Source organism: Elusimicrobiota bacterium (assembly GCA_016788905.1).
In the GTDB taxonomy this organism is placed as follows: Bacteria; Elusimicrobiota; Elusimicrobia; order FEN-1173; family FEN-1173; genus JADKHR01.
Genome location: JAEURZ010000001.1, coordinates 1 through 21,586, shown reverse-complemented (window position 1 = coordinate 21,586; position 21,586 = coordinate 1). Strand labels below are relative to the sequence as shown.

At 54.5% G+C, this 21,586-nt stretch carries 18 protein-coding genes; 16 read left to right on the top strand and 2 right to left on the bottom strand.

The window, feature by feature from the left end:
* Position 1: 1 nt before the first annotated feature.
* The 15 genes from JNK54_00090 (at position 2) to JNK54_00020 (ending at position 14,892) form a co-directional block, all read left to right on the top strand.
* A complete protein-coding gene (locus JNK54_00090; GenBank protein MBL8022667.1) occupies positions 2-559 on the top strand; it encodes a dCTP deaminase in 558 nt (185 codons plus the stop codon).
* Positions 556-1,683 (top strand): diguanylate cyclase, encoded by a 1,128-nt coding sequence (locus tag JNK54_00085; GenBank protein ID MBL8022666.1) that lies wholly within the window; start codon positions 556-558, stop codon positions 1,681-1,683. Before JNK54_00090 ends, JNK54_00085 begins: the two co-directional genes overlap by 4 nt.
* Positions 1,684-1,744: 61 nt before the next feature.
* Positions 1,745-2,908 carry a GuaB3 family IMP dehydrogenase-related protein gene (locus JNK54_00080; protein MBL8022665.1) on the top strand — a complete coding sequence of 388 codons (1,164 nt, stop codon included), beginning with the start codon at positions 1,745-1,747 and terminating at the stop codon, positions 2,906-2,908.
* Positions 2,909-2,924: 16 nt separating this feature from the next.
* Positions 2,925-3,341 carry a hypothetical protein gene (locus JNK54_00075; protein ID MBL8022664.1) on the top strand — a complete coding sequence of 139 codons (417 nt, stop codon included), beginning with the start codon at positions 2,925-2,927 and terminating at the stop codon, positions 3,339-3,341.
* Between the two features lie 7 nt (positions 3,342-3,348).
* Complete coding sequence (locus JNK54_00070) at positions 3,349-4,629, top strand: site-specific DNA-methyltransferase (protein ID MBL8022663.1); 1,281 nt, start codon at positions 3,349-3,351, stop codon at positions 4,627-4,629.
* Positions 4,592-6,139, top strand: a complete 1,548-nt coding sequence (guaA, locus tag JNK54_00065; protein MBL8022662.1) for a glutamine-hydrolyzing GMP synthase — start codon at positions 4,592-4,594, stop codon at positions 6,137-6,139. Before JNK54_00070 ends, guaA begins: the two co-directional genes overlap by 38 nt.
* Positions 6,130-7,026 carry a phosphoribosylaminoimidazolesuccinocarboxamide synthase gene (locus tag JNK54_00060; protein MBL8022661.1) on the top strand — a complete coding sequence of 299 codons (897 nt, stop codon included), beginning with the start codon at positions 6,130-6,132 and terminating at the stop codon, positions 7,024-7,026. The genes guaA and JNK54_00060 overlap by 10 nt, the downstream gene beginning before the upstream one ends.
* Before the next feature lie 30 nt (positions 7,027-7,056).
* Positions 7,057-7,518 carry a phosphoribosylformylglycinamidine synthase subunit PurS gene (locus tag JNK54_00055; protein MBL8022660.1) on the top strand — a complete coding sequence of 154 codons (462 nt, stop codon included), beginning with the start codon at positions 7,057-7,059 and terminating at the stop codon, positions 7,516-7,518.
* Positions 7,515-9,929, top strand: coding sequence for a phosphoribosylformylglycinamidine synthase subunit PurL (purL, locus tag JNK54_00050; GenBank protein MBL8022659.1), 2,415 nt, complete (start codon positions 7,515-7,517; stop codon positions 9,927-9,929). Before JNK54_00055 ends, purL begins: the two co-directional genes overlap by 4 nt.
* Before the next feature lie 2 nt (positions 9,930-9,931).
* A complete protein-coding gene (gene purQ, locus JNK54_00045) occupies positions 9,932-10,720 on the top strand; it encodes a phosphoribosylformylglycinamidine synthase I (GenBank protein ID MBL8022658.1) in 789 nt (262 codons plus the stop codon).
* Positions 10,720-11,265 (top strand): hypothetical protein, encoded by a 546-nt coding sequence (locus tag JNK54_00040; protein ID MBL8022657.1) that lies wholly within the window; start codon positions 10,720-10,722, stop codon positions 11,263-11,265. The genes purQ and JNK54_00040 overlap by 1 nt, the downstream gene beginning before the upstream one ends.
* Positions 11,262-11,534 carry a hypothetical protein gene (locus JNK54_00035; protein MBL8022656.1) on the top strand — a complete coding sequence of 91 codons (273 nt, stop codon included), beginning with the start codon at positions 11,262-11,264 and terminating at the stop codon, positions 11,532-11,534. The genes JNK54_00040 and JNK54_00035 overlap by 4 nt, the downstream gene beginning before the upstream one ends.
* 14 nt (positions 11,535-11,548) lie before the next feature.
* Positions 11,549-12,967, top strand: coding sequence for an amidophosphoribosyltransferase (locus tag JNK54_00030; protein ID MBL8022655.1), 1,419 nt, complete (start codon positions 11,549-11,551; stop codon positions 12,965-12,967).
* Positions 12,964-14,247 (top strand): phosphoribosylamine--glycine ligase, encoded by a 1,284-nt coding sequence (gene purD / locus JNK54_00025; protein MBL8022654.1) that lies wholly within the window; start codon positions 12,964-12,966, stop codon positions 14,245-14,247. The genes JNK54_00030 and purD overlap by 4 nt, the downstream gene beginning before the upstream one ends.
* Positions 14,248-14,703: 456 nt before the next feature.
* On the top strand, positions 14,704-14,892 hold the full coding sequence (locus JNK54_00020; protein MBL8022653.1) for a hypothetical protein: 189 nt from the start codon (positions 14,704-14,706) through the stop codon (positions 14,890-14,892).
* A 433-nt stretch (positions 14,893-15,325) separates the two neighbouring features.
* Here the strand turns inward: JNK54_00020 and JNK54_00015 are convergent, their stop codons facing one another.
* Entirely contained in the window at positions 15,326-18,346 is a 3,021-nt protein-coding gene (locus JNK54_00015) for a hypothetical protein (GenBank protein ID MBL8022652.1), read from the bottom strand.
* A 333-nt stretch (positions 18,347-18,679) separates the two neighbouring features.
* Between JNK54_00015 and JNK54_00010 the strand changes: the two genes are divergently transcribed.
* Positions 18,680-19,807, top strand: coding sequence for an ATP-binding protein (locus tag JNK54_00010; GenBank protein ID MBL8022651.1), 1,128 nt, complete (start codon positions 18,680-18,682; stop codon positions 19,805-19,807).
* Between the two features lie 66 nt (positions 19,808-19,873).
* On the opposite strand, the gene JNK54_00005 is transcribed toward JNK54_00010, so the two are convergent.
* Positions 19,874-21,586 (bottom strand): hypothetical protein (locus JNK54_00005; protein MBL8022650.1); only part of this gene is annotated, 1,713 nt, incomplete at its 5' end.

Here is a 21,586-nt window from a genome sequence, read left to right as displayed (position 1 = left end):
CATGTCTGTAAAATCGGACCGTTGGATCCGGGCGATGGCGTTGGAGCACCGAATGATCGAACCGTTTGTGGAAGCCCAAAAGCGCGAAGGGGTGATTTCCTACGGTCTCTCCAGTTACGGTTACGACATGCGTGTGGGCAATCGCTTCAAGGTGGCCCAAGTAGGGAGTGGCAGTGTGATGGACCCAAAGCGGGCCACACCCGAGGCGTTTGTGGATGTTCAGACCGACTCGTTTGTGGAAATCCCACCGCACGGGGTTGTCTTGGCCCAATCCTTGGAATATTTTCGTATCCCACGGAACGTCGTGACCATCACTTTCGGGAAAAGCACATACGCCCGTTGTGGCCTGGTGGTGAATGTGACGCCCTTTGAGCCGGAATGGGAAGGGTTTGTGACCATGGAAATTTCCAACACATCGCCGTTTCGTGCCCGGGTGTATGCCAACGAAGGGATTGCCCAGGTGTTGTTCCTGGAATCCGACGAAGTGTGTGAAGTGTCCTACGCGGACCGCAAGGGGAAATATCAAGGGCAGACGGCCATTACGTTTGGAAAACTATGACGCCCCTGGAACTCATGGATAAACATCCGGCGGTGCTCCCAGACATTGCCGACTTGGAAGACAAGGGGCACAAGATCGTCGACGCGCTGGGGGGCGATGTGATCCCCACGGAGATCACGCGCGATTTCGTGGCGTCTTTGCGAGAAGAAAGAAAAGAAAGTTTTTTTAGTGAAGTCCTGTTCTATTTGACTTCCGAGCGATACGCGGAAGGTCAGGCTCAGGCGTTGTGGAAGGAAATTCTGGACCACAAATTCCTTATGAGCGAGCGGTTGGGACGAAATGTGGGAATCCGGGTGTCGGCGTTCGATTATCTGTTGAATGTTCGGAAACTTTTGATCGCGCCCCGCATCATTAATTCCCACGATTTCCGGCGGACGGTTCGCTTGTCTCGAACGGACGCCCTCACGGGACTCTACAATCGGCGCTATTTTATGGACCACACCACGAAGGTGCTTGAAGCCGCTTCCCATGTGAAGGCCCCGGTGTCGCTTCTGATGGCGGATCTGGACAACTTCAAACCCTTTAACGACGAACACGGGCATCAAGCCGGGGACCTGCTCCTTCAAGAAATTGCCCGGCTCATTCGGGGGTGCGTGCGCGCCTCGGACATGGTGGCCCGTTATGGAGGAGACGAAATGGCTCTTCTCCTGCCGAAAGCCACCAAGGCGGAAGCCGAAATCGTTGCCGAAAAAATTTGTCGTCAAATTGAGGAGAACTGCCAGACGGTGGGCGTGACCATCAGTTTAGGATTGGCCCAGTTCCCCGTGGACGCTAGCTCCAAAGAGGATTTAATCGCGGCCGCGGACGAATTGCTTTATCGAGCCAAAGAATTCGGGGGGAACAAGGTCAGTCTTTTCCGACCTGTTCCGTTCCGTTTTACCGAGACCACTGAGCCGGTGACTCAGGTGTCCGTGGTCGGTGATTTTAACAATTGGTCCAACCGTGCGCACGGATTGGTGCGGCAGGAAACCGGGAAAGACTGGGAGATCTCTCTCGACTTAAAACCCGGTCGTTATCGGTATAAGTTCCTTCTGAACAACACCCATTGGATTGCCGATGAGGCCGCCGGTGGGTTTGAAAGTGATGGGTTTGGTGGTCGGTGTTCTGTCGTTGTGGTAAAATAGCGGTTCACTTCGCTCCCCTCAACACTGGATTTCTCGGACGAAAGAAAAAGGAGACTTATTTATGGGGTTCTTTATTGGTCGTGATCGTGAGGCCCGACGGGCCTATGGGTTTGATGAAGTGGCTCTGGTTCCGGGCACCGTGACGGTGAACCCGGAGGACACCGATGTGTCCACCCAAATCGGTTCGGTGAAATTGCAGGTCCCCATTTTGGCCAGTGCGATGGACGGGGTGGTGGATGTGGAATTTGCCATTGCCATGGGACGGTTGGGGGGATTAGGGGTCTTGAATTTGGACGGGGTCCAGACCCGATACGAGAACCCCAAACCGTTGTTCAAAAAAATCGCCGAAGCCACGCCCGAAGCCGCCACGAAACTGGTCCAGGAAATTTATAAAGAGCCCATTAAAGACAAACTGGTGGCGCAACGGGTAAAGGAAATAAAGGCGGAAGGTGTGTTGTGCGCGGTATCTTCCATTCCCCAGAACGCGGAACGGGTGGGGAAAGCGGCCGCGGACGCGGGGGCCGATCTGTTTGTGGTTCAGGGAACCGTGACCACCGCCCGGTTTAAGTCGTCGAAAGGGCCTGTGGTGGATTTGGCGAAATTCTGTGAGCGAATGAAAATTCCTGTCATTATTGGGAACGTGGTGACCCACAGCGCGGCTCTCGAACTGATGGAAACCGGGGCCGCCGCTCTCTTGGTGGGGGTGGGGCCCGGGGCCGCGTGTACCAGTCGCGGGGTTTTAGGGCTGGGGGTTCCCCAAGTGACGGCGACCGTGGACTGTGCCGCTGCACGGGATTTCTACTTCAAGAAAACGGGCCGTTATGTCTCCATTATTACAGATGGGGGGATGACCACGGGCGGGGACGTGTGCAAGGCGTTCGCTTCCGGCGCTGACGCGGTGATGGTGGGATCGGTGTTTGCCCGAGCCGAGGAGTCCCCCGGTCGCGGGTTTCACTGGGGCATGGCTACCCCGCACCACAATCTTCCCCGAGGGACCCGCGTTCGTGTGGGGACCGTGGGAAGTCTGAAGCAGATCCTTTTCGGACCGGCGTCTTTGGACGATGGAACGCAGAACTTTGTGGGCGCGATCCGCACCTGCATGGGGGCCGTGGGGGCGAGCAACATGAAGGAGTTTCAATTGACGGAAATTATTATTGCCCCCGAAATTAAACATGAGGGAAAACTTTTCCAGCAGGCCCAAAAGGTCGGGATGGGAAAGAAATAGGGAGAGAAGGGGTCCTATGAAAATAGAAATATTCGCTTTATGTGACGCGGCAACGGAGGGCGGTGGGAAATTGAATGTGTTGGGGGCGTTCGATGTCATTGGGGTGCCCGAGCTGCCCTTGGTTCATCCTTCCTGTGCGGTGGCCATTCGTATTCGGTTCAAGCGTATTGAAGTGGGCGCCCATCGAGTGAAGGTGGCCGTGGTGGATGAGGACGGCCGCCCCAGCGTGCCACCCTTTGAAACAACGGTTGAGATTCGCCCTCTGGAAGGGGACGAATCCTCGGTAGCGAACCTGATCCTAAACTTCCAACAATTGCGGTTTGATAAATTCGGCCGCTATTCCGTGGATTTGGCTGTGGATGGGCGGCAGGAAGGGGCATTGCCGATTTATGTTCGGCAGACCTCCGCCCCAGCGGAACGGCACCTCCCCTAACTCGACGATGTCCATCCCTTTGGTTGAAGCGTCTCCGGGCGCTTTCGGCGTTCCCGTTCCCTTGAACGAGTTTTTAGGGGAGAATTTTTCCACCGTTATGTGGGAGGATGTGGACATCGCTGGTGTCCGGGGAAAGCGAGGGACCGCCTCTTTTTGGACGGTGAAACAACGGCAGGCCTGTTCGTTGCACGAAGTTTCCTATCGGGCGTGTTTTAAACCGCAGTTGCCTCGTTTTTTTATCGAGCGATTGAGCGCTCCGGGCGACGGGATTTACGACCCCTTTTCCGGTCGGGGAACCACGGGGATAGAAGCGGCGCTTTTGGGGCGCCGGGTCATTCTAAATGATGTGAACCCTCTTGGGGTTGTTTTGGCACGACCGCGTTTTTTTGTACCGGAGATTGAGGCGGTGGAGGAACGGTTACGGTCTATCGATTTGGCCACAGAGCGTTCGGCCGACCGGGACCTCTCGATGTTTTACCACCCCCAAACGGAGTCTCAGCTTGTGGGGCTGAAGTGTTATCTGGAAGAACGGGAAGGCGCAGGGCAAGCGGACGATTTGGATCACTGGATTCGCATGGTGGCCACGAACCGACTCACGGGACATTCGAAAGGGTTCTTTTCCGTCTATTCTCTTCCGCCCAACCAGGCGGCTTCACCCCAAAGTCAAATCAAGATTAACGCTCGACTGAACCAAAAACCGGAACCCCGGGATGTTGTTAAAATCATTCTCAAAAAATCACGGTCTTTGATGGGTGACCTTTCTTCGGGTGACATCACGCGTCTCCATTCCGCGGGAACCACGGGACAATTTTTTAGTGAAGACGCGCGCCGGACCCCGGGATTGGCGGCGGAATCGGTTCAGTTGGTGGTGACCTCTCCGCCTTTTTTGGATGTGGTCCAATACGCCCAGGACAATTGGTTGCGGTTTTGGTTTAACGGGATCTCCATCGACGAGATGGCGAAACGGCTCACCGTGCCGCGGCGGTTGGACGAATGGGCCCAGGTCATGGGAGACGTTTTTCAAGAACTGCACCGCGTGGTGCGTGGGGGCGGGTGGGTGGCTTTTGAAGTGGGCGAAGTTTTGGGGGGCCGGCTCAAACTGGAAGATGCGGTGGTCCCTCTTGGGCTGGCGGCGGGGTTTCAGTTCGCGGGTCTCTTGATCAACGAGCAAACGTTCACGAAAACATCAAACATTTGGGGTGTCCGTAACAACGGTAAAGGAACCAACACCAATCGTATTGTCCTGTTTCATAAAAAGAAGGAGTCTTCCCGTGATTCTCATCCTTGATTTTGGATCGCAGTATACACAGTTGATTGCTCGTCGGGTGCGGGAAGCCCATGTCTTTTGCGAAATCCATCCGTTCAATTTCCCGGCGCAGAAAATTCGGGCATTGAACCCCGCGGGGATCATTCTTTCGGGTGGGCCTTCAAGCGTGTATTCCAAGAACGCACCGAAACCTGACCCCGCTCTTTTCGATTTGGGAGTGCCGCTCCTGGGAATCTGCTACGGTCTTCAAGTGTTGGTGACCCATTTTGGCGGCCAGGTGACCCGAGCTCCTCGGCGGGAGTATGGCCCCGCCGATATCCGGGTGGTCGCTGATAACCCCCTGTTTCGGTCATTGGGAAAAACGCTCCCGGTGTGGATGAGTCATGGGGACCATGCGGAGAAACTGCCCAGCGGGTTTTCGATTGTGGCGAAAACAACCAACGCGCCCTACGCCGCCATCCACCATCGGGCGAAAAATTTCTACGCGGTTCAGTTCCATCCCGAAGTTCACCACACCCCGCGGGGGAAAGACCTTCTTGCGAACTTTCTTTTCCGCGTCTGCGGCTTAAAAGCGGATTGGAGCATGGCCTCTTTCGCCGAAGAGCAAACGAAACTGGTGCGGAAGCAAGTGGGAAAAGAAAAAGTGATCTTGGGCCTCTCCGGAGGGGTGGATTCTTCCGTGGCCGCGGCGCTCCTTCACAAAGCTTTGGGCAAACAATTGATCTGTGTTTTCGTCAACAACGGGCTCCTTCGCGCGGGAGAGGAAGAAAGGGTCCGCGCCGTTTTTGGTAAAGATCAAGGGTATGTGACCCACATCGTGGATGCACGAAAACGGTTTTTAAAGAAGCTGAAAGGCGTGACCGAACCGGAACGCAAGCGAAAAATTATTGGCCATGAATTTATCGAAGTGTTTCAAGAATACGCTAAGAAATTCAAAGGGGTCAAGTTTTTGGCCCAGGGGACTCTTTACCCTGACGTGATCGAGAGCGTTTCCGTTAAGGGCCCTTCCGCTGTGATCAAAACCCACCACAACGTAGGGGGGCTCCCGGCCAAAATGCACATGACCTTGGTGGAACCCCTTCGGTTCCTGTTTAAAGATGAGGTTCGTGTCTTGGGAAAGGAGTTGGGGTTGCCCGATGAGATTATTTTTCGTCAGCCTTTCCCGGGCCCCGGTCTGGCCGTACGGGTGTTGGGAGACATTACGGAAGAGAAACTCCGCATGGCGCGAGAATCCGATTTGATTGTGGAAGAAGAAATTCGCGCGGCGGGTCTATACGATAAACTGTGGCAGGCGTTCACTGTTTTCCTTCCCGTCAACAGTGTGGGGGTGATGGGAGACGAGCGCACCTACGAGAATGCTGTGGCGGTTCGCGCGGTCAATTCCGTCGATGCCATGACGGCGGATTGGTCGCGTCTGCCCGCCGACGTGTTGGCCAAAATCTCAACCCGAATTATTAACGAGGTCAGGGGCATTAACCGGGTCGTTTATGATATTTCTTCCAAACCCCCCGCGACCATCGAATGGGAATAAGCGTGGCTCTTTCTGAAACGGCATTGCCCTTTAAGGTTTGGGCCAAGGGGAAGGTTCGGGACGTCTATGATCTAGGAGAAAACCTCTTGATCGTGGCCACGGACCGGATTTCGGCTTACGATTTCGTTTTGCCGTCACCCGTGCCGGATAAAGGAAAAATTTTGTGCCAAACCTCCAATTTCTGGTTTGAGAAATTAAAAACCATTTGTTCCCACCATGTGCTGTTCACGCGGGTAGCGGATTTTCCCGAGGCCATCCGCGGGGCCTGTCGCGATCTGGACGGACGCGCGGTGGTGGTGAAGAAAGCCCAACGGGTGGACGTGGAATGTGTGGCCCGGGGATATTTGGCGGGGTCGGGATGGAAAGAATACCAGGAAAACCAATCGGTGTGCGGGGTGAGGCTTCCCGCTGGTCTGGTTGAATCCTCTCAACTTCCGGAACCCATTTTCACTCCGGCGACGAAGGCCCCGGACGGTGAGCACGATGAAAACATTTCTTTTGAACGGATGGCGGACCTCGTGGGGCGCCCCCGGGCCGAACGTCTTCGAGATCTCACCCTTCGACTCTTTCAGGCGGCTTCTCTTTACGCGGAATCCCGGGGGTTTCTTCTGGCGGACACCAAATTTGAATTCGGCGAATGGGAAGGGGAAATGATTTGGATCGATGAGGCCCTCACCCCGGACTCGTCCCGCTTTTGGGACAAGGCCACCTATCAGCCGGGCCGATCCCAAGATTCCTTCGACAAGCAGTTTGTGCGGGACTATTTGACTGAAATCAAATGGGACAAAAAACCGCCGGTCCCTTCCCTTCCCGAGGACGTTGTTCAGCGGACACGGGAAAAATATGTGACAGCTTATGAACGTCTTACAGGGAATCGCTTTGAGTGAACGGTCGGGACTAACCCCTCGGAGGAAGAAATGAACTGGCGCATTTTGGTCCATCTGAAACCCTCCTTCGTGGATCACCACGGGGAAGGTGTTAAAAAAGAAGGGCGGTTGGCGGGTTTGAAAGGCCTTAAAAACGTTCGTGTGGGCCAAGCCTACGAACTGTTGGGGAGCATCGGGGAATCGGACGCTCGTCGCTTGGCGGACCGTTTGCTCTCGGACCCCGTGACCCAGGACGCCGCGTTGTTTCCGGCGGATCACGTGGCGCGGCCGAAGGGCGGCCGGTTGGCGGAGATTTGGTTAAAAAAAGGGGTTTCGGATCCTGTGGCGGATACCGTCCGTCTTGGGGCCAAGGATTTGGGGGTGGAAGGCTTGGAACGTGTTCGATCCGGACAGGTGTTCGATTTCTTGGGTGAGGTCACGTCCCCCCGTGTAAAACGATTTTGTGAAGAACATCTCATGAACCCATTGGTTCAGAGCGTGGAGGTTTTATGACCGCCATCGCCGCGTCGGTCGATTTCCTTTCGTTGGATTCGCAGGAGCTGGTGGGTCTGAGCAAAGATCGGGGGCTGTCGTTGAACGCGGAGGAAATGGCCGCGATTCAAACCTATTTTCGCACCCTCGGGCGAAGCCCTTCGGATCCTGAACTGGAAACCCTCGCCCAAACCTGGTCCGAACACTGCAAACACAAAACCTTCCGCGCCGCGATTCATCATGTGGAAACGGAGGAAAACGGGGAGACGCGGGAACGGCAGTACAAAGATCTTTTGAAAGAAACCATTGTCAAAGTGACCGAGGAGTTGAAGAAGCCTTGGTGTTTGTCGGTTTTTAAAGATAACGCCGGGATTGTGGACGCCAACATGAGCGAAGGGGGGAAACCCCAGGCGCTGGCGTTCAAGGTGGAAACCCATAACCATCCGTCGGCTTTAGAACCTTACGGCGGGGCGGGGACGGGGTTGGGGGGTGTGATCCGGGACGTGTTGGGTGCTGGACTCGGCGCTAAGCCGATCGCCAATTCCGATGTTTTTTGTTTTGGTCCACTGGATGAAGGGGCGGAGAAAAAAACAGGGTCTGGTTTGTCCACCCGGCGGATTGTTCACGGGGTGGTGTCGGGTGTTCGGGATTACGGAAACCGGATGGGGATCCCCACCGTGAACGGAGCGGTGGTGTTTGACGAAGATTTTAAGGAGAACCCCTTGGTCTTCTGCGGGACCCTGGGCCTGATGCCCCAGTCCACGATCCCCAAAGACGTTCAACCCGGCGACAAAATTGTAATGACTGGGGGCCGCGTGGGGCGTGACGGAATTCATGGGGCAACGTTTTCCTCCGACACATTGACCACGGGCATTCCCTCCAGCGTGGTTCAGATTGGAAACCCCATCGTCCAGAAAAAGATGATGGATGTCCTTTTGGAAGCTCGAGACCGGGGCCTCTATCGAGGGATAACGGATTGCGGGGCGGGCGGTCTTTCGTCTGCTGTCGGCGAGATGGGCGAAAAGACCGGGGCGGAAGTAAACCTGGAACGTGTTCCGCTCAAATACGACGGAATCGCCCCTTGGGAAATATGGCTTTCGGAATCCCAGGAACGGATGGTTTTGGCGGTTCCCCCGGAAAATGTGGAAAAATTAAAAAAACTCTTTTCTGATGAAGACGTGGACTGTTCGGCCATTGGAACTTTTTCAAGTGATGGGCGGTTGATCGTGAAACATGGCGAGGACGTTTTGGTCGACATGGCCATGGCGTTTCTCCACGACGGCGTTCCGAAACGGTCCATGGAGTCCCGTTGGGTGTCTCCCCTCGTTAAGAAATTCCCGCCTCCTTCCAAAAAGAAAAAAGCGTCATTGGAATCCAGTTTGTTGGCTCTCCTGGCTCAGCCCACGGTGGCGTCCAAAGAATGGGTGGTACGGCAATACGATCACGAAGTTCAGGGGCGGACGGTGGGGAAACCGTTTGTGGGGCCTCGGGGCGTGGGGCCTTCCGATGCCGCTGTTCTTCAACTCCATCCTCAGGACCGCCGCGGGGCCGCTCTCTCCTGCGGGGTTAACCCCCATTTCAGCCGGTGGGACCCTTACTGGATGTCAGCGTCCGTCCTTGACGAGGCGGTAAGGAATCTGGTGGCGGTTGGGGCGCGAACAGACCGCATCGCGATCTTGGACAATTTCTGCGGTGGGAATCCCTGGCGGCCCGAACTATTGGGCGAATTGGTACGAACCGCCCAGGCTTGTCACGATATTGCTCTGGCCTATGGAACCCCATTTATTTCAGGGAAAGATAGCCTCTTTAACGAGTTCGTTGTGGGCGGGACCCGTCGTTCGATTCCAACGACGCTACTGATTTCCGCGCTCAGTTTGGTGGATGACGTGTCAACACTCGTGACCATGGATTTCAAAAAATCCGGGAACTTGGTTTTTGCGGTGGGAGTGACCCGGGACGAATTGGGCGGCTCCCGTTACGGGATCCACCTGGAGAGTTCCGGGGGGTCTGTCCCGCGACTGGATCCCCAGGAGACCTGGCCTTTGTATGAAAAATTGGCACGCTCCATTCAGTCCGGGCGAGTGGCGGCTTGCCATGATTGTTCGGAGGGGGGACTGGGTGTGGCGCTGGCTGAAATGGCTTTTGGGGGCGGTCTCGGCGCCCGGGTGGACGCCCGCCTGGTTCCCATGGACAAATCTCTGGAAGCGGAAGGGCGGACCGACAAAGTCCTTTTCTCGGAGTCCAATGGACGGTTTGTGGTGGAAGTGTCTGAGAAAAATCGTAAATCTTTCCTGGCCGAGATGGCCGGATGTTCGGTTTCTCTTATCGGGCAGGTCCAAGAGAAAAATAAACTTCAACTGGTGGGGATGGATGGAAAAACCGCGAACTGGATGGTGCAAGATCTGGAATCGGCTTGGCGGGGAGGGCGATAACCATGACTGTAAAAGCGCTCATCCTTCGCGCGCCGGGGGCGAACTGTGACGTGGAAACCGCCTGGGCGTTGGAAGCGGCCGGGGCCGTTCCGGAACGCGTTCACGTGAACAGTCTTTTGCGGGGGGAGGCCCATCTTCGCGATTACGGAATTTTAGTTTTCCCCGGAGGTTTTTCGTTCGGTGACGATATCGCTTCGGGAAAAGTCTTGGCCAATCGGCTGGCGTTTCGGTTGCGGGAACAGCTGGATGGGTTTCTTCATCTGGGCCGTCCCATCCTAGGCATCTGCAATGGGTTTCAGGTGTTGGTGAAGGCGGGACTTCTTCCAGGAACCGAGGGGGTGTGGGATGGCCGTCCTTCGGTCACGCTTACGGATAACGATTCGGGCCGTTTCGAGTGCCGGTGGGTGAATTTGAAAACATCCGCTAAAAAAAGTTTCTGGGCGAAAGGGTTGCCGGAGGTGTTTCCCCTTCCGGTGGCTCACGGCGAAGGGAAATTTGTTCCTCGGGATTCCGCGGTCTTTAAAGAATTGGAAAAAAAAGGGCAGGTCATTTTTCGCTACGTGAATGCCCAAGGTCGGAAACCCGCTTACCCTGAAAACCCCAACGGATCCCTGGGGGATGTGGCGGGCCTCACCAATCGGGCTGGAAATATTTTGGGTCTCATGCCTCACCCCGAACGGAATGCTTTCCCTTTTCAAAACGCCCAATGGCCCCGTTTGAAGCCTCCCAAAGAAGGTGTGGGGCTTCAGCTCTTCAAAAACGCGGTCCGTTTTGCACGGCAAGTTAATTAATGTCTGAGGAACTTGAGGTATTAAAAGATGTGGCCCGGCGGTTGGAGGATCTTGGAATTCCCTACATGTTGACGGGGTCTTTTGCGGCCAATATTTATACGGTGCCTCGAATGACACGGGACATTGACCTTGTCATCGAATTGGATGCTTCTCACGTTCTGCCCTTTGCCCAGGAATTTGAGCGGGAGTTTTATTGCGATGGCGAAATGATTCATGCGGCGGTACGTCAAAAAAGTTTGTTTAACCTGATTCACAACCGCTCCATGCTGAAGATCGATTTTATTATCCGTAAAGACGCTGATTATCGGAAAACGGAATTCTCTCGTCGGCGGTCCATCGACATAGGGAGTGAAAAACTATGGATCGTTTCCCCAGAAGATTTGATTCTCTCTAAATTAATTTGGGCCAAAGACAGTTTATCGGAATTGCAATTGCGGGATATCCGAAATTTGTTATTGGGTGTTCCCCATTTGGATCAAACATACCTTGAGCAATGGATTGTAACCTTAAGTCTCAGTGACATCTTTAAGAAAGCCACCGCATGAAAGACACGGACCCCGAAATTGAAAATCTCCAGAGAGAAATGGTCCAACGCTTGACTCCGTCTGAGCGAGCGCGCATGGGGTCCTCCATGTATGATACGGCTCGGGAACTAATGGAAAGTGGGTTCCGGGCAAGAAATCCGCACGGGAGTCAGGATGAAATTCGATATCTCGTTTTCAAGGCGTTTTACGGCAAAGATTTTGAGGCGTCTCGGTGGAAAAAAATTGAAGCCCGGTTCTTTTCTCCCGATCATTCTGTTTTGATTGATTAAAGTGAGTTCCCCCGATGAACAACAGGAATAGGATCAGTGACACGAATGAAAGACTTCCCGAGGCTTTGCACGAAGCTTGTGGTGTCTTTGGGATTTTCAACAATAAGGAAGCCGCGCGGTTGACGTATCTGGGGCTTCAGCAACTTCAGCATCGGGGGCAGGAATCGGCGGGTATTGTGAGTTCGGATGGGAAAAGGTTGTTTCCCCATGTCTCCATGGGTCTGGTGGCGGATGTGTTTCCACAAAGCGCCCTGGACAAATTGAAGGGGCGTAACGCCATCGGTCATGTTCGATACGCCACGGCGGGGGCCTCATCGCTCCTGAACGTTCAGCCCATTGTGGTGAGGACCTCCCGGGGACCTCTGGCCATCGGACATAATGGCAACCTCACCAACGCTCGCGCCCTTCGTAAAAAGCTGGAAGCGGAAGGGTCCATTTTTCAAACGTCTTCGGATACGGAAGTCGTTCTCCATCTGATCGCCAAATCGCCGGCCCGGGACCTGGTGCAGGCTATGATGGAGGCCTTTGGTCAGGTGACGGGAGCTTATTCCATTGTCCTTCTGACGCCCAAGACGCTTTACGCTGTTCGGGATCCCTGGGGTGTTCGCCCGTTGCATGTCGGTCGACTGAACGGGTCCCATGTCCTTGCGTCCGAAACCTGTGCCTTTGATATCGTGAACGCGAAACTCATCCGGGAAGTGAAACCGGGGGAAATCGTCGCCATCGACCATCGGGGGGTGCGTACCGCCGCCCAAATGCCCAGCCCGGCCCAAGCCCATTGTGTGTTTGAATACGTCTACTTTGCTCGACCGGATAGCCATATCTTTGGAAAAAGTGTGTACGAGGTCCGACGTGAGCTGGGGCGTCAATTGGCGCGGGAGGCCCCGGCCGACGCCGACATTGTGGTGGCGGTACCGGACTCCGCCTCAGTGGCGGCCATGGGTTACGCGGAAGAATCGGGGTTGCGTCTCGAGATGGGGCTGATTCGCAGTCATTACAAGGGACGCACCTTCATTGAACCCAAACAATCTATTCGTGATTTTGGCGCCCGCATGAAATACGCGGCTGTGTCGGAGGCGCTGAAAGGAAAGCGGGTTGTGTTGGTGGACGATTCCATCGTGAGAGGGACCACGAGCCGCAAGCTCATCCGCATGTTGAAACGTGCCGGCGCGAAGGAAATCCATATGCGGATCAGTTCTCCACCGATTATGGGGCCTTGTTTTTACGGGATTGACACGCCAGAGGCCCGGGAATTGGTGGGCACACGTCTTTCCGTGGAGGGAATTCGTCGCTATTTAAAGACGGACACTCTTCAATATTTAAGTCTGGAAGGAATGCTCCGGGCAGCGGGAAAAGAGCCGAAAGATTTTTGCACGGCTTGTTTCACCACGAAATACCCCATCCCGGTGACTGATGGAAGGAGAGGGCTATGAACGTTCTGGTCATCGGTTCGGGGGGGCGGGAACACGCGTTGGTGTGGGCGTTGCATCGGAGTCCGACGGTGCGGCACGTGTATTGCGCGCCGGGGAACGCGGGAATTGCGGGGTTGGCCGAATGTGTGGACGTGAGTCCAGGGGATGTCCCCGCGCTGATTAATTTTATCCAATTGAAAGCGGTGGGGTTGACGGTGATTGGTCCGGAGGTCCCTCTCGTGGCGGGGTTGGCGGATGAGTTGCGCGCCGCCGGTCATCCGGTTTTTGGGCCGGGCCGCGCCGCTGCCCAATTGGAAGGCAGTAAAACATTTGCCAAAGAGTTTATGGCCCGCCATGGGATCCCCACCGCGGGGTTTCGATCGTTTACCACACCGGCGGAGGCTTTGGGTTTTGTTCAGTCGGACCGGTGGCCAGAATCCTACCGGGTCGTAAAGGCCGATGGTTTGGCCGCGGGAAAGGGTGTTGTGGTCTGTCACTCCCGCGAGGAAGTTCAAGCCGCGATGGAACGAATGATGGTCAATCGGGCCTTCGGCCCGGCCGGTGAACATGTGGTCCTTGAGGAAGTTCTGGAAGGCGAAGAGCTCAGCGTTATGGTGTTGACGGATGGGGAGACGCTTCTCCCCTTACCCACCACCCAAGATCATAAACGTGTTTTTGATGGGGACGAGGGGCCGAATACGGGTGGAATGGGGGCTTACGGCCCTGTTCCCCAGGTTTCCAAAGAACTGTGGGACCGGATCGAGAAGGAAATTTTAGGAAGGTTTCGGGATGGGCTTCGGCGGGAAAATCTCGATTATAGGGGTGTCATTTATGTGGGGATCATGATGACCCCCGCGGGGCCCAAAGTATTGGAATTTAACGTGCGTTTCGGGGACCCGGAAACCCAGGTTCTTCTGCCCCTGGTCAGTTCGGACTGGGCCAAACTTTTTTTAGCCGCGGCGGAGGCGAGACTCAAGGACGCCACTCTTCGTCTTCGAAAAGGGACTGCCGTGACTGTGGTCATGGCTTCGGGGGGCTATCCCGGTGATTATGAAAAAGGAAAAGCGATTGAAGGGCTCGATGTCGTGGCCAAAAATAAAAACGTGATCGTTTTTCATTCAGGGACGGAACGCATGGGGTCTGAACCCTATAAAACGGCGGGAGGCCGCGTGCTGGCGGTCACGGGCCTTGGAGATACCCTAGCCATAGCCCGCGAGAACGCCTACGCCGCGGTCCAAAAAATCACCTTCGAAGGCGCCCACTACCGCAAGGACATTGCCGTTAAAGGTCTTCAGGATTAAGAAAAGAACCGAGACGCCGAAATTCGGTAAGCGCGTTTCCCTGTGCGGGAGGCCTCTCCTTTGTGTCTGAACCCACTAATTTTAACCCGAAATCCCCAGTTGAATCACGGGATTCGATAAAAAAATCGGGCCTTTTTCCTTCCCAAAAAAGTTTGTCCGTAGTCCCCGCGACCGCGTTAGAGGAAGTGCCGCGTGGGAGCGGCCTACGACCTGCACTTTTTTGTTCGTAAAAAAGCCCGCTTTTTTCGTCTCGCATCAGCGGCTCTGCCGCCTCAGGTGCCAGGCTCTCTGAGCCTGACCGGTCCTCGCGCTCAACTGGGGATTCCGGGCTAGTATTACGAGACGCTTCAAGGGGTCCGGACCAACGGCGGTTGGGAAAGGTGGCTGGATTTCTATTTGGAAGGAGTTGAAAAGGTTTCAAACCATGCCTAAGATACGGTGGTAAAGCTGACCCGAATGTTTGAACAACATCGTTCTGAAATCAAAGGGATTGGGCGGGCCGCGGAATCGGCCTTGGCCGTCTTTGACCTCATGAAAAAGCGCTGCCTTGTCTCGCTGCCGGTGGTCCAAAAAGAATTGAAATTGACCTTCCCTACAGCGAACAAAGCTTTGGGGCTTCAGGGTTTGGAGTGGGTCTTTTTTTGAGAATTTATTGGTTTCGACTTTCGATCATCCATTGAGGCGTTTCGAACACGATTGTGTGCCGTTAGCGGGGGTGACCTTATTCGATCCGACCCGTAGGATTCTGAGGGCCTGGTCGCTCGCAGACCTCGCGCCACCTGGGGCAGCAGTGCCGCTGATGCGAAGCACCTGGCGAATCAGCGCCTCTGGTGCCCCAGGCGCACATCGCTCTGCGATGGGCCCGGGGGTGGGTGGAGCCCCCTTGCCTGGGAATGAAAGTCGTCCAACGCTCCCTCGAGACCCCCGGGAAACCCGGAAGCTCCATCTTTTTTGCCTGAAAGGTTCGCTGTCAAATAATTTACTAATTCTGAACCTCTCAGCCCTCTGAAAACGATTTTTCTCCCACAGGCGATTGAACGAAAATCAAACTCTGTGTGGAAACGCCAAGACCGGCGTGCTACTTCTTTATTTGGGAGAGCAATTTTTCGATTTGTTCTAACCGTTGTGTAATGCTTTTGTTTTCAGCCTTCAACCCGGCATTTTCACCTTCGAGTCTCTTAATTTTATTATCAACCCACCTTCCCCCTGCGAGCCCGAGCCCCACCGCCACATTGACCCGTTTTATCCCGGAATCATTTGACGATGCCCAAGCAGTCCCCACGGCCGTTTGAATCTCGGCCATGGTCGCTAAGTCGCGGGACACCGCCCGCCCTGTTCCATCGGGGTTGGCCACAATTAAATCCCCTTCCTGGACGTTTCCTTTAACCAAAACGGGCAATTGCCCCGCAAAGGCCACAAGCATCGCGTGCGCGGGGTCTTTAACATCGTTCCCAACAAATGCGGCCGTCCGGGTCGACGAGATCACAACATGGACACCCTTATAAAAAACAATCGATCCGACCTCGGGCTTTGGCCCTTCCCAGTCCACCCATTCCGCAAAATCGGCCCCGTTCGCGTTAATCGTCCCCGCCGCATTAATCGACCTCCCCGTCACTGAATCCTTCGCCACATATTCCACCGCGTCCGCCGCGTTATACCCCCCCGTAATCCCCCCCGCCGGACTCACCACTTTCCAAAACACTGTCCCCGCGTTTTGCCCCTGAACCGCCACCGATCCCGCGACCGTCTGATTAACGTCCAGCTTTCCTGTTGGTCCCGTCGTTCCAATTCCCAACCTTTTGTTGGTGTTGTCCCAAAAGAAGTTGCTGTTGTCTTGGCCGGCTGAGGAGGCGCTATTAGCGAAGAGGACACTGCCGGAGGTGAGTCCCGACAAGGTCCCCGCACTGCCCTGAAACGCAAAAGTTTGGCGGTTGGTCGTGCTCGTCGAAAAATAGAGGTTCGTGCCATCAAACTCCACGGCCCCGGCCTCCGGCGTTGTCAAATTCGTCCCCGCCGTAAACTTCAACGGCGCCGTGTTCGCCGTCGCCGTCCCTCCCTTCAAATGAAGCAACGATGTTGGTGATGTCACCCCAATGCCAATGTTTCCGTTAGAATCCTGAATTGTTAACCTGGGAACATTGCCCGTTCGCAATTGGAAATTATGGGATGTCATCGAGCCAGCAAACGCCGCGCCCGTAACGGATACGCCCATCGCAAATTCGATATTATTTGTGGTGTCTTTTCCAGCGATATACGCTCCGCCACTTCCTTGAATCATTAAAGTCTTGTTTTCAAGACCACCGGTAAACGCCCCAGACGGCTGAGAAGTTGCACTGTTTTCAAGAATTTGAACCTTGAATAATGGAGCCCCCGTCCCGATTCCCAACCTTTTGTTAGTGTTGTCCCAGAAGAGATTCCCGTTATCCTGCCCCGCGGACGCCGCGCCGTTGGCGAAGAGGACACTGCCGGAGGTGAGTCCCGACAAGGTCCCCGCACTGCCCTGAAATGCAAAAGTTTGGCGGTTGGTGGTATTGGTTGAGAAATACAGGTTCGTCCCATCAAACTCCACAGCCCCCGCCTCCGGCGTCGTCAAATTCGTCCCCGCCGTAAACTTTAACGGCGCCGTGTTCGCCGCTGAAGTACCAGAACGCAAATGTAACTTCGCCGTGGGAGCGGTGATCCCAATACCGAGATTCCCTCCAGACGCAAGTCTCATATATTCTGTGAGTGATTCAACAAATCCATTTGCCTTCGTAGCAAAAACCAAATCACCCGACCAGTCACTCACTGTGTCAGTAAGCACAGCGCCAACAGCGGCAACAACTTGAGCATCAGTATCCCGAAAAGCGAATTGAATCCCTGAAAAACGTGAATTCGCTGTACTATTACTTGTATTTACTGTCCGCAAGACTGCTTTTCTTGACTGATAATTTCCAGCTGAATTATCATAGGCTGAAATCGTTAATGGCTGCCCTGGATTACTCGTCCCGACCCCTAATCTTTTATTCGTGTTATCCCAAAAGAGGTTGCTGTTGTCTTGGCCAGCCGAGGCGGCCCCGTTGGCGAAGAGGACACTGCCGGAGGTGAGCGGAGCGTTGGTCGAAATGACATTGTTTCCTCCCACGGTGACGGTGGAGGCGGCGACGGTGCCGGCATTGGTGACGTTGTTACCGCCCAAGTCAATGGACCCGCTCATGGTGCCGCCGGTGAGGGGGAGTTTGCCGCTGTCGGTGCCCGCGGGAATACGCGCGGCGTCCAGAACACCGCTGGTGATTTTCGCGGCGTCCAGGTTGGGGATGTCCCCGGCCGCGAGAGTATCGCCTGCAGTGACCCGGCCATTGGCGTCTGTGGTGACCTTGGTGTAGGTCCCGGCGGTGCCGGTGCCCGCATCGGTGGATAAGGTTTGCCAACTCCCGTTCACATAACTTTCCACGGCGTTCAGGGTGTTGTTGTATCGTGTGTCCCCGTTGGCAGGGGTGCCTGGCCGTTCGGCGCTCGTCCCGGTGGGGAGCCTTACCGCGTCGGTCTTGGCGCTGAGGTCAAGGCTCGTGGCCGGGGCGCCACCCAACCCAATCCGGTCCACGTTCAATTGGGCGGTGTTGCTCACGTGACTTCCTGAAATGGAACTTGTGGCTATTTTGACACCCGTCACCGATCCGTCTTGCAACGCCGCCGTGTCCACTCCGCCCGCTTGAACGGATTCCGCCAGGGTGGCCACATGGGACCGCGGTACCGGGGTCACGCGCAGTTTGGGGAGGAGCGGAGTGCCCGCCACGCTCAAAAGGGCGTAGAGGGGGTTACTTCCCGTATAGGCGGAGGCATCCAAGGGGGAACCCACGGGGGTGCCGGATCCCAGCTCATAGGAAAATACACCCTGGGGATTGATGGGGGATATGAGGCCGGTTTCGATATAAACCGGAGTCCCGCCCGTGGTGGCGGGGTCGCCATCCCGGAACAACTGCCATTCCACCGCGGTCGGTGTCCCAATGGGATTACCGCTGTTGTCAGAAAGGCGCCCCTGAACCATGAAGTTGAAATCGGCTTGCGCAACGGCGCCGAGAAGAAATATTGAGAGAGAAAACACCCACCGTTTTGTCACCCGAGAAGTCCGCCTTAACGCGAAATTTCGGAGCCGAATCCACTGGCCCCGCGATGTGTCTGGTTATCCCTCATCCGCCCCTCCGGGGCACCTTCTTCCAAGAGGAGAAGGAATTACTTTTCAGTCCATCGATTATTTCGGAGGCCTAACGAGACTCTCCGCGATCGGCCGTCCTCCCAGGGACGGCCTCTTCCTTATACAGCGGGAACGTCAATAATTCAAGGGGTGTGTGTTGACAGGAATCTGAAGTTATTGGGGGTTAATTATTTTAAATTCATGGAATACAATTCCTTGTATATTGACAAAAACAAGGATTTGCATTACTATAATTATATGATCCCTCGGTATTACGACGATCTCAACAAATTTATTCGACCCCGGCGGGTTTTGGTTATTTATGGGCCCCGCCGTTCTGGGAAGACCACCATTTTAAAAAAGTTTCTCGAACAAAGCCCCCTTCGTTGCAAACTGGATTCTGGGGACAATATGCGCACCCAGATTCTATTTGAATCACGGGATTTTGAGTCTCTTTTCTCCTACGTGGAAGGCTATGACCTTCTCGCCATCGATGAGGCCCAACGAATTCCCCGTATCGGGGAGGCGCTTAAAATATTAAAGGATCACCGTCCTCAGTTAACGATTGTCGTGACAGGGTCTTCATCGTTCGACCTCGCGCAGGCTGTGGGAGAACCTTTAACGGGAAGGAAACACCAACTGACCCTTTACCCCATTGCTCAACTGGAACTCCTTGCCCTGAAAAATAAGCATGAACTTGGGGAACAGCTGGAAGATTTTTTAATCTATGGTTCTTATCCCGACGTTCTGATGGCCAAAACCAAACACGCGAAAAAAGAGGTTTTGGACGAAATTGTTGACTCGTATCTTTTGAAGGATGTCTTAATGTTGGAACGAATCCGAGGAGCGCGCGTCCTTCTTGACCTGTTGAAATTGGTGGCGTTTCAAGTGGGGCAGGAGGTATCGTTAAACGAAATCGCGTCTCAGGTCAAATTGGACGTAAAGACAGTGGGGCGTTACTTGGATATTCTTGAAAAGGCTTTCGTGCTCAAATCGGTGGGGGGATTTAGCCGGAACTTACGATCGGAGGTCACAAAAAAACAAAAGTACTATTTCCTGGACAACGGGATTCGAAACGCAGTCATTTCTCAATTTCAATCCCTTTCGGATCGCTCGGACGTTGGCGGGTTGTGGGAAAACTTTGTGTTCGCGGAGAGGCTTAAGAAAAAATCGTACCATGCCATTCATGGGCCGACCTACTTCTGGCGAACCTATTCCCAGCAGGAAATCGATTTTATTGAAGAACAGGATGGAACAATTTACGCCCATGAAGCGAAATGGTCCCTCAAGTCAAAAAGGGGCGCACCGAAAGAATGGAAACTTGCCTATCCACAATCCCTCTTCAAGATCATCCATCCGGAGAATTATTTGAATTATGTGACGTAAAGGCCCTAGTTCCCTCGAGGCTCCCGGGAAACCCGGATTGACATTGACGATATCAGGAAGCTGGATTCACCACGCACACGCCCCGCCGTCATTGACGATGACCCAATTGTTTGCCGTGTTGCACACGCACAAACCGGCGCTGCTGGTCAGGGCCAGGGAGCCCTGATGTGGGGCGTCGCAGGTGGCGGGGGCGGATCCATTCAGTTTCAACTTGGCGAATCCGTTTACGTCCAAGGTTGACATGGGGGACGTTGTCCCGATGCCGACGGATCCGGTGGCGTTGAGGAACACGCGTGAAACATTTGCTGTTTGAAAATCCAGAGTTCCCGAAACACCTGCGCTGTTCATAATGCCCAAAGTCCCATCTCTTGCCAATAAGAGATAGTCACTCCCAGCCCCGATCCCATTCGTTGAATCAGAGTCTAATGTCAAATACGAACGGTTCCCCGTTGTCCCCGCATCGCTTACCAACCTTGATCCGCGAATACTGTCGGTCTGAACTATATTGCCCTCTACATGAAGTTTCGTTAGCGGTGAAGTCGTCCCAATGCCGACGTTCCCTCCGCTGGGCTGAAGGTTCAAACTATAAGAAATCGCTGAGGCATCTGTTCTTTGGACCTGCAACCAAGCACTCCCAGCGGAGGAAACCCCTCCAAGCAGACCATAACTTGGGTTCGTATTTGTCAGATATAATCCCCCGCTGGCAACCCCAAGAGTCGGAGAAGTTACCGCGCCAGACCCACTACTCTGAAAGGTCACCTGTGGACTCGCCGTTCCAATCCCCAGCCTTTTATTTGAGTTGTTCCAAAAGAGATTGCTGTTGTCCTGGCCAGCGGAGGCGGCCCCATTGGCGAAGAGGACACTGCCGGAGGTGAGTCCCGACAAGGTCCCCGCACTGCCCTGAAACGCAAAGGTCTGTCGGTTGGTGGTGTTGGTCGAAAAATAGAGGTTCGTCCCATCAAATTCCACGGCCCCCACCTCCGGCGTCGTCAGATTCGTTCCCGATGTAAACTTTAATGGCGCGGTATTCGCCGTCGCTGTGCCAGCCTTTAAATGCAAAACCGAGGTTGGAGATGTCGTCCCGATGCCCACATTGCCACTCCCGATAACAGTTAACGCATCGATCGGTGTTCCACCGGTCTTTGTTCGAAATCGAATGTCTCCTGCATCGGAATTCCAGTTGTTGTCCAGATAGATATCTCCCGCACTTCCATCCAACCATAAACTGCCACGCACATTAACGCTGTCGTTTCGAACAAATGAGATCCCGGCATCGTAAGTCGCCCCTTGAGAATAAACATCAATAATCCGAGAACTGGAATTCGAGTTCCATCCTACAGGCAAGACGGATCCGGGATTGGTTGTCCCAATGCCGACGTTCCCACTCACACTGGCGAACAAAGTTGGGTTGGTCATTGCAGCTATTCCCCCAATCCCTACATTTCCGGATGAAACGTTAAAATATGCCGTCACAATGGTAGCATCGGGTTTTCCAATCATTAACCCGTCGAGATAGGCGTTGCTTTCCCACAAAGAAACTCTATCATGCCCATTAATTTTTAAAACAAGCCCAACCTTTTGAGAACTTCCCCCGTTTTCTATTCGAAGGATTGAGTTTGAATCCCCTCCGACGATGTGCATCGGAGACAGCGGTGTCCCTGTCCCGATGCCCACTCTTTGGTTGGTGTTGTCCCAAAATAATTTGCTGTTGTCTTGGCCAGCCGAGGCGGCCCCGTTGGCGAAGAGGACACTGCCGGAGGTGAGCGGAGCGTTGGTCGA

What these genes read in the sequence shown, in the direction of transcription:
- JNK54_00090 (MBL8022667.1), top strand. Translation starts at nt 2, where the DNA reads ATGTCTGTAAAATCGGACCGTTGGATCCGGGCGATGGCGTTGGAGCAC.
- JNK54_00085 (MBL8022666.1), top strand. Translation starts at nt 556, where the DNA reads ATGACGCCCCTGGAACTCATGGATAAACATCCGGCGGTGCTCCCAGAC.
- JNK54_00080 (MBL8022665.1), top strand. Translation starts at nt 1,745, where the DNA reads ATGGGGTTCTTTATTGGTCGTGATCGTGAGGCCCGACGGGCCTATGGG.
- JNK54_00075 (MBL8022664.1), top strand. Translation starts at nt 2,925, where the DNA reads ATGAAAATAGAAATATTCGCTTTATGTGACGCGGCAACGGAGGGCGGT.
- JNK54_00070 (MBL8022663.1), top strand. Translation starts at nt 3,349, where the DNA reads ATGTCCATCCCTTTGGTTGAAGCGTCTCCGGGCGCTTTCGGCGTTCCC.
- JNK54_00060 (MBL8022661.1), top strand. Translation starts at nt 6,130, where the DNA reads ATGGGAATAAGCGTGGCTCTTTCTGAAACGGCATTGCCCTTTAAGGTT.
- JNK54_00055 (MBL8022660.1), top strand. Translation starts at nt 7,057, where the DNA reads ATGAACTGGCGCATTTTGGTCCATCTGAAACCCTCCTTCGTGGATCAC.
- purL (MBL8022659.1), top strand. Translation starts at nt 7,515, where the DNA reads ATGACCGCCATCGCCGCGTCGGTCGATTTCCTTTCGTTGGATTCGCAG.
- purQ (MBL8022658.1), top strand. Translation starts at nt 9,932, where the DNA reads ATGACTGTAAAAGCGCTCATCCTTCGCGCGCCGGGGGCGAACTGTGAC.
- JNK54_00040 (MBL8022657.1), top strand. Translation starts at nt 10,720, where the DNA reads ATGTCTGAGGAACTTGAGGTATTAAAAGATGTGGCCCGGCGGTTGGAG.
- JNK54_00035 (MBL8022656.1), top strand. Translation starts at nt 11,262, where the DNA reads ATGAAAGACACGGACCCCGAAATTGAAAATCTCCAGAGAGAAATGGTC.
- JNK54_00030 (MBL8022655.1), top strand. Translation starts at nt 11,549, where the DNA reads ATGAACAACAGGAATAGGATCAGTGACACGAATGAAAGACTTCCCGAG.
- purD (MBL8022654.1), top strand. Translation starts at nt 12,964, where the DNA reads ATGAACGTTCTGGTCATCGGTTCGGGGGGGCGGGAACACGCGTTGGTG.
- JNK54_00020 (MBL8022653.1), top strand. Translation starts at nt 14,704, where the DNA reads ATGTTTGAACAACATCGTTCTGAAATCAAAGGGATTGGGCGGGCCGCG.
- JNK54_00010 (MBL8022651.1), top strand. Translation starts at nt 18,680, where the DNA reads ATGATCCCTCGGTATTACGACGATCTCAACAAATTTATTCGACCCCGG.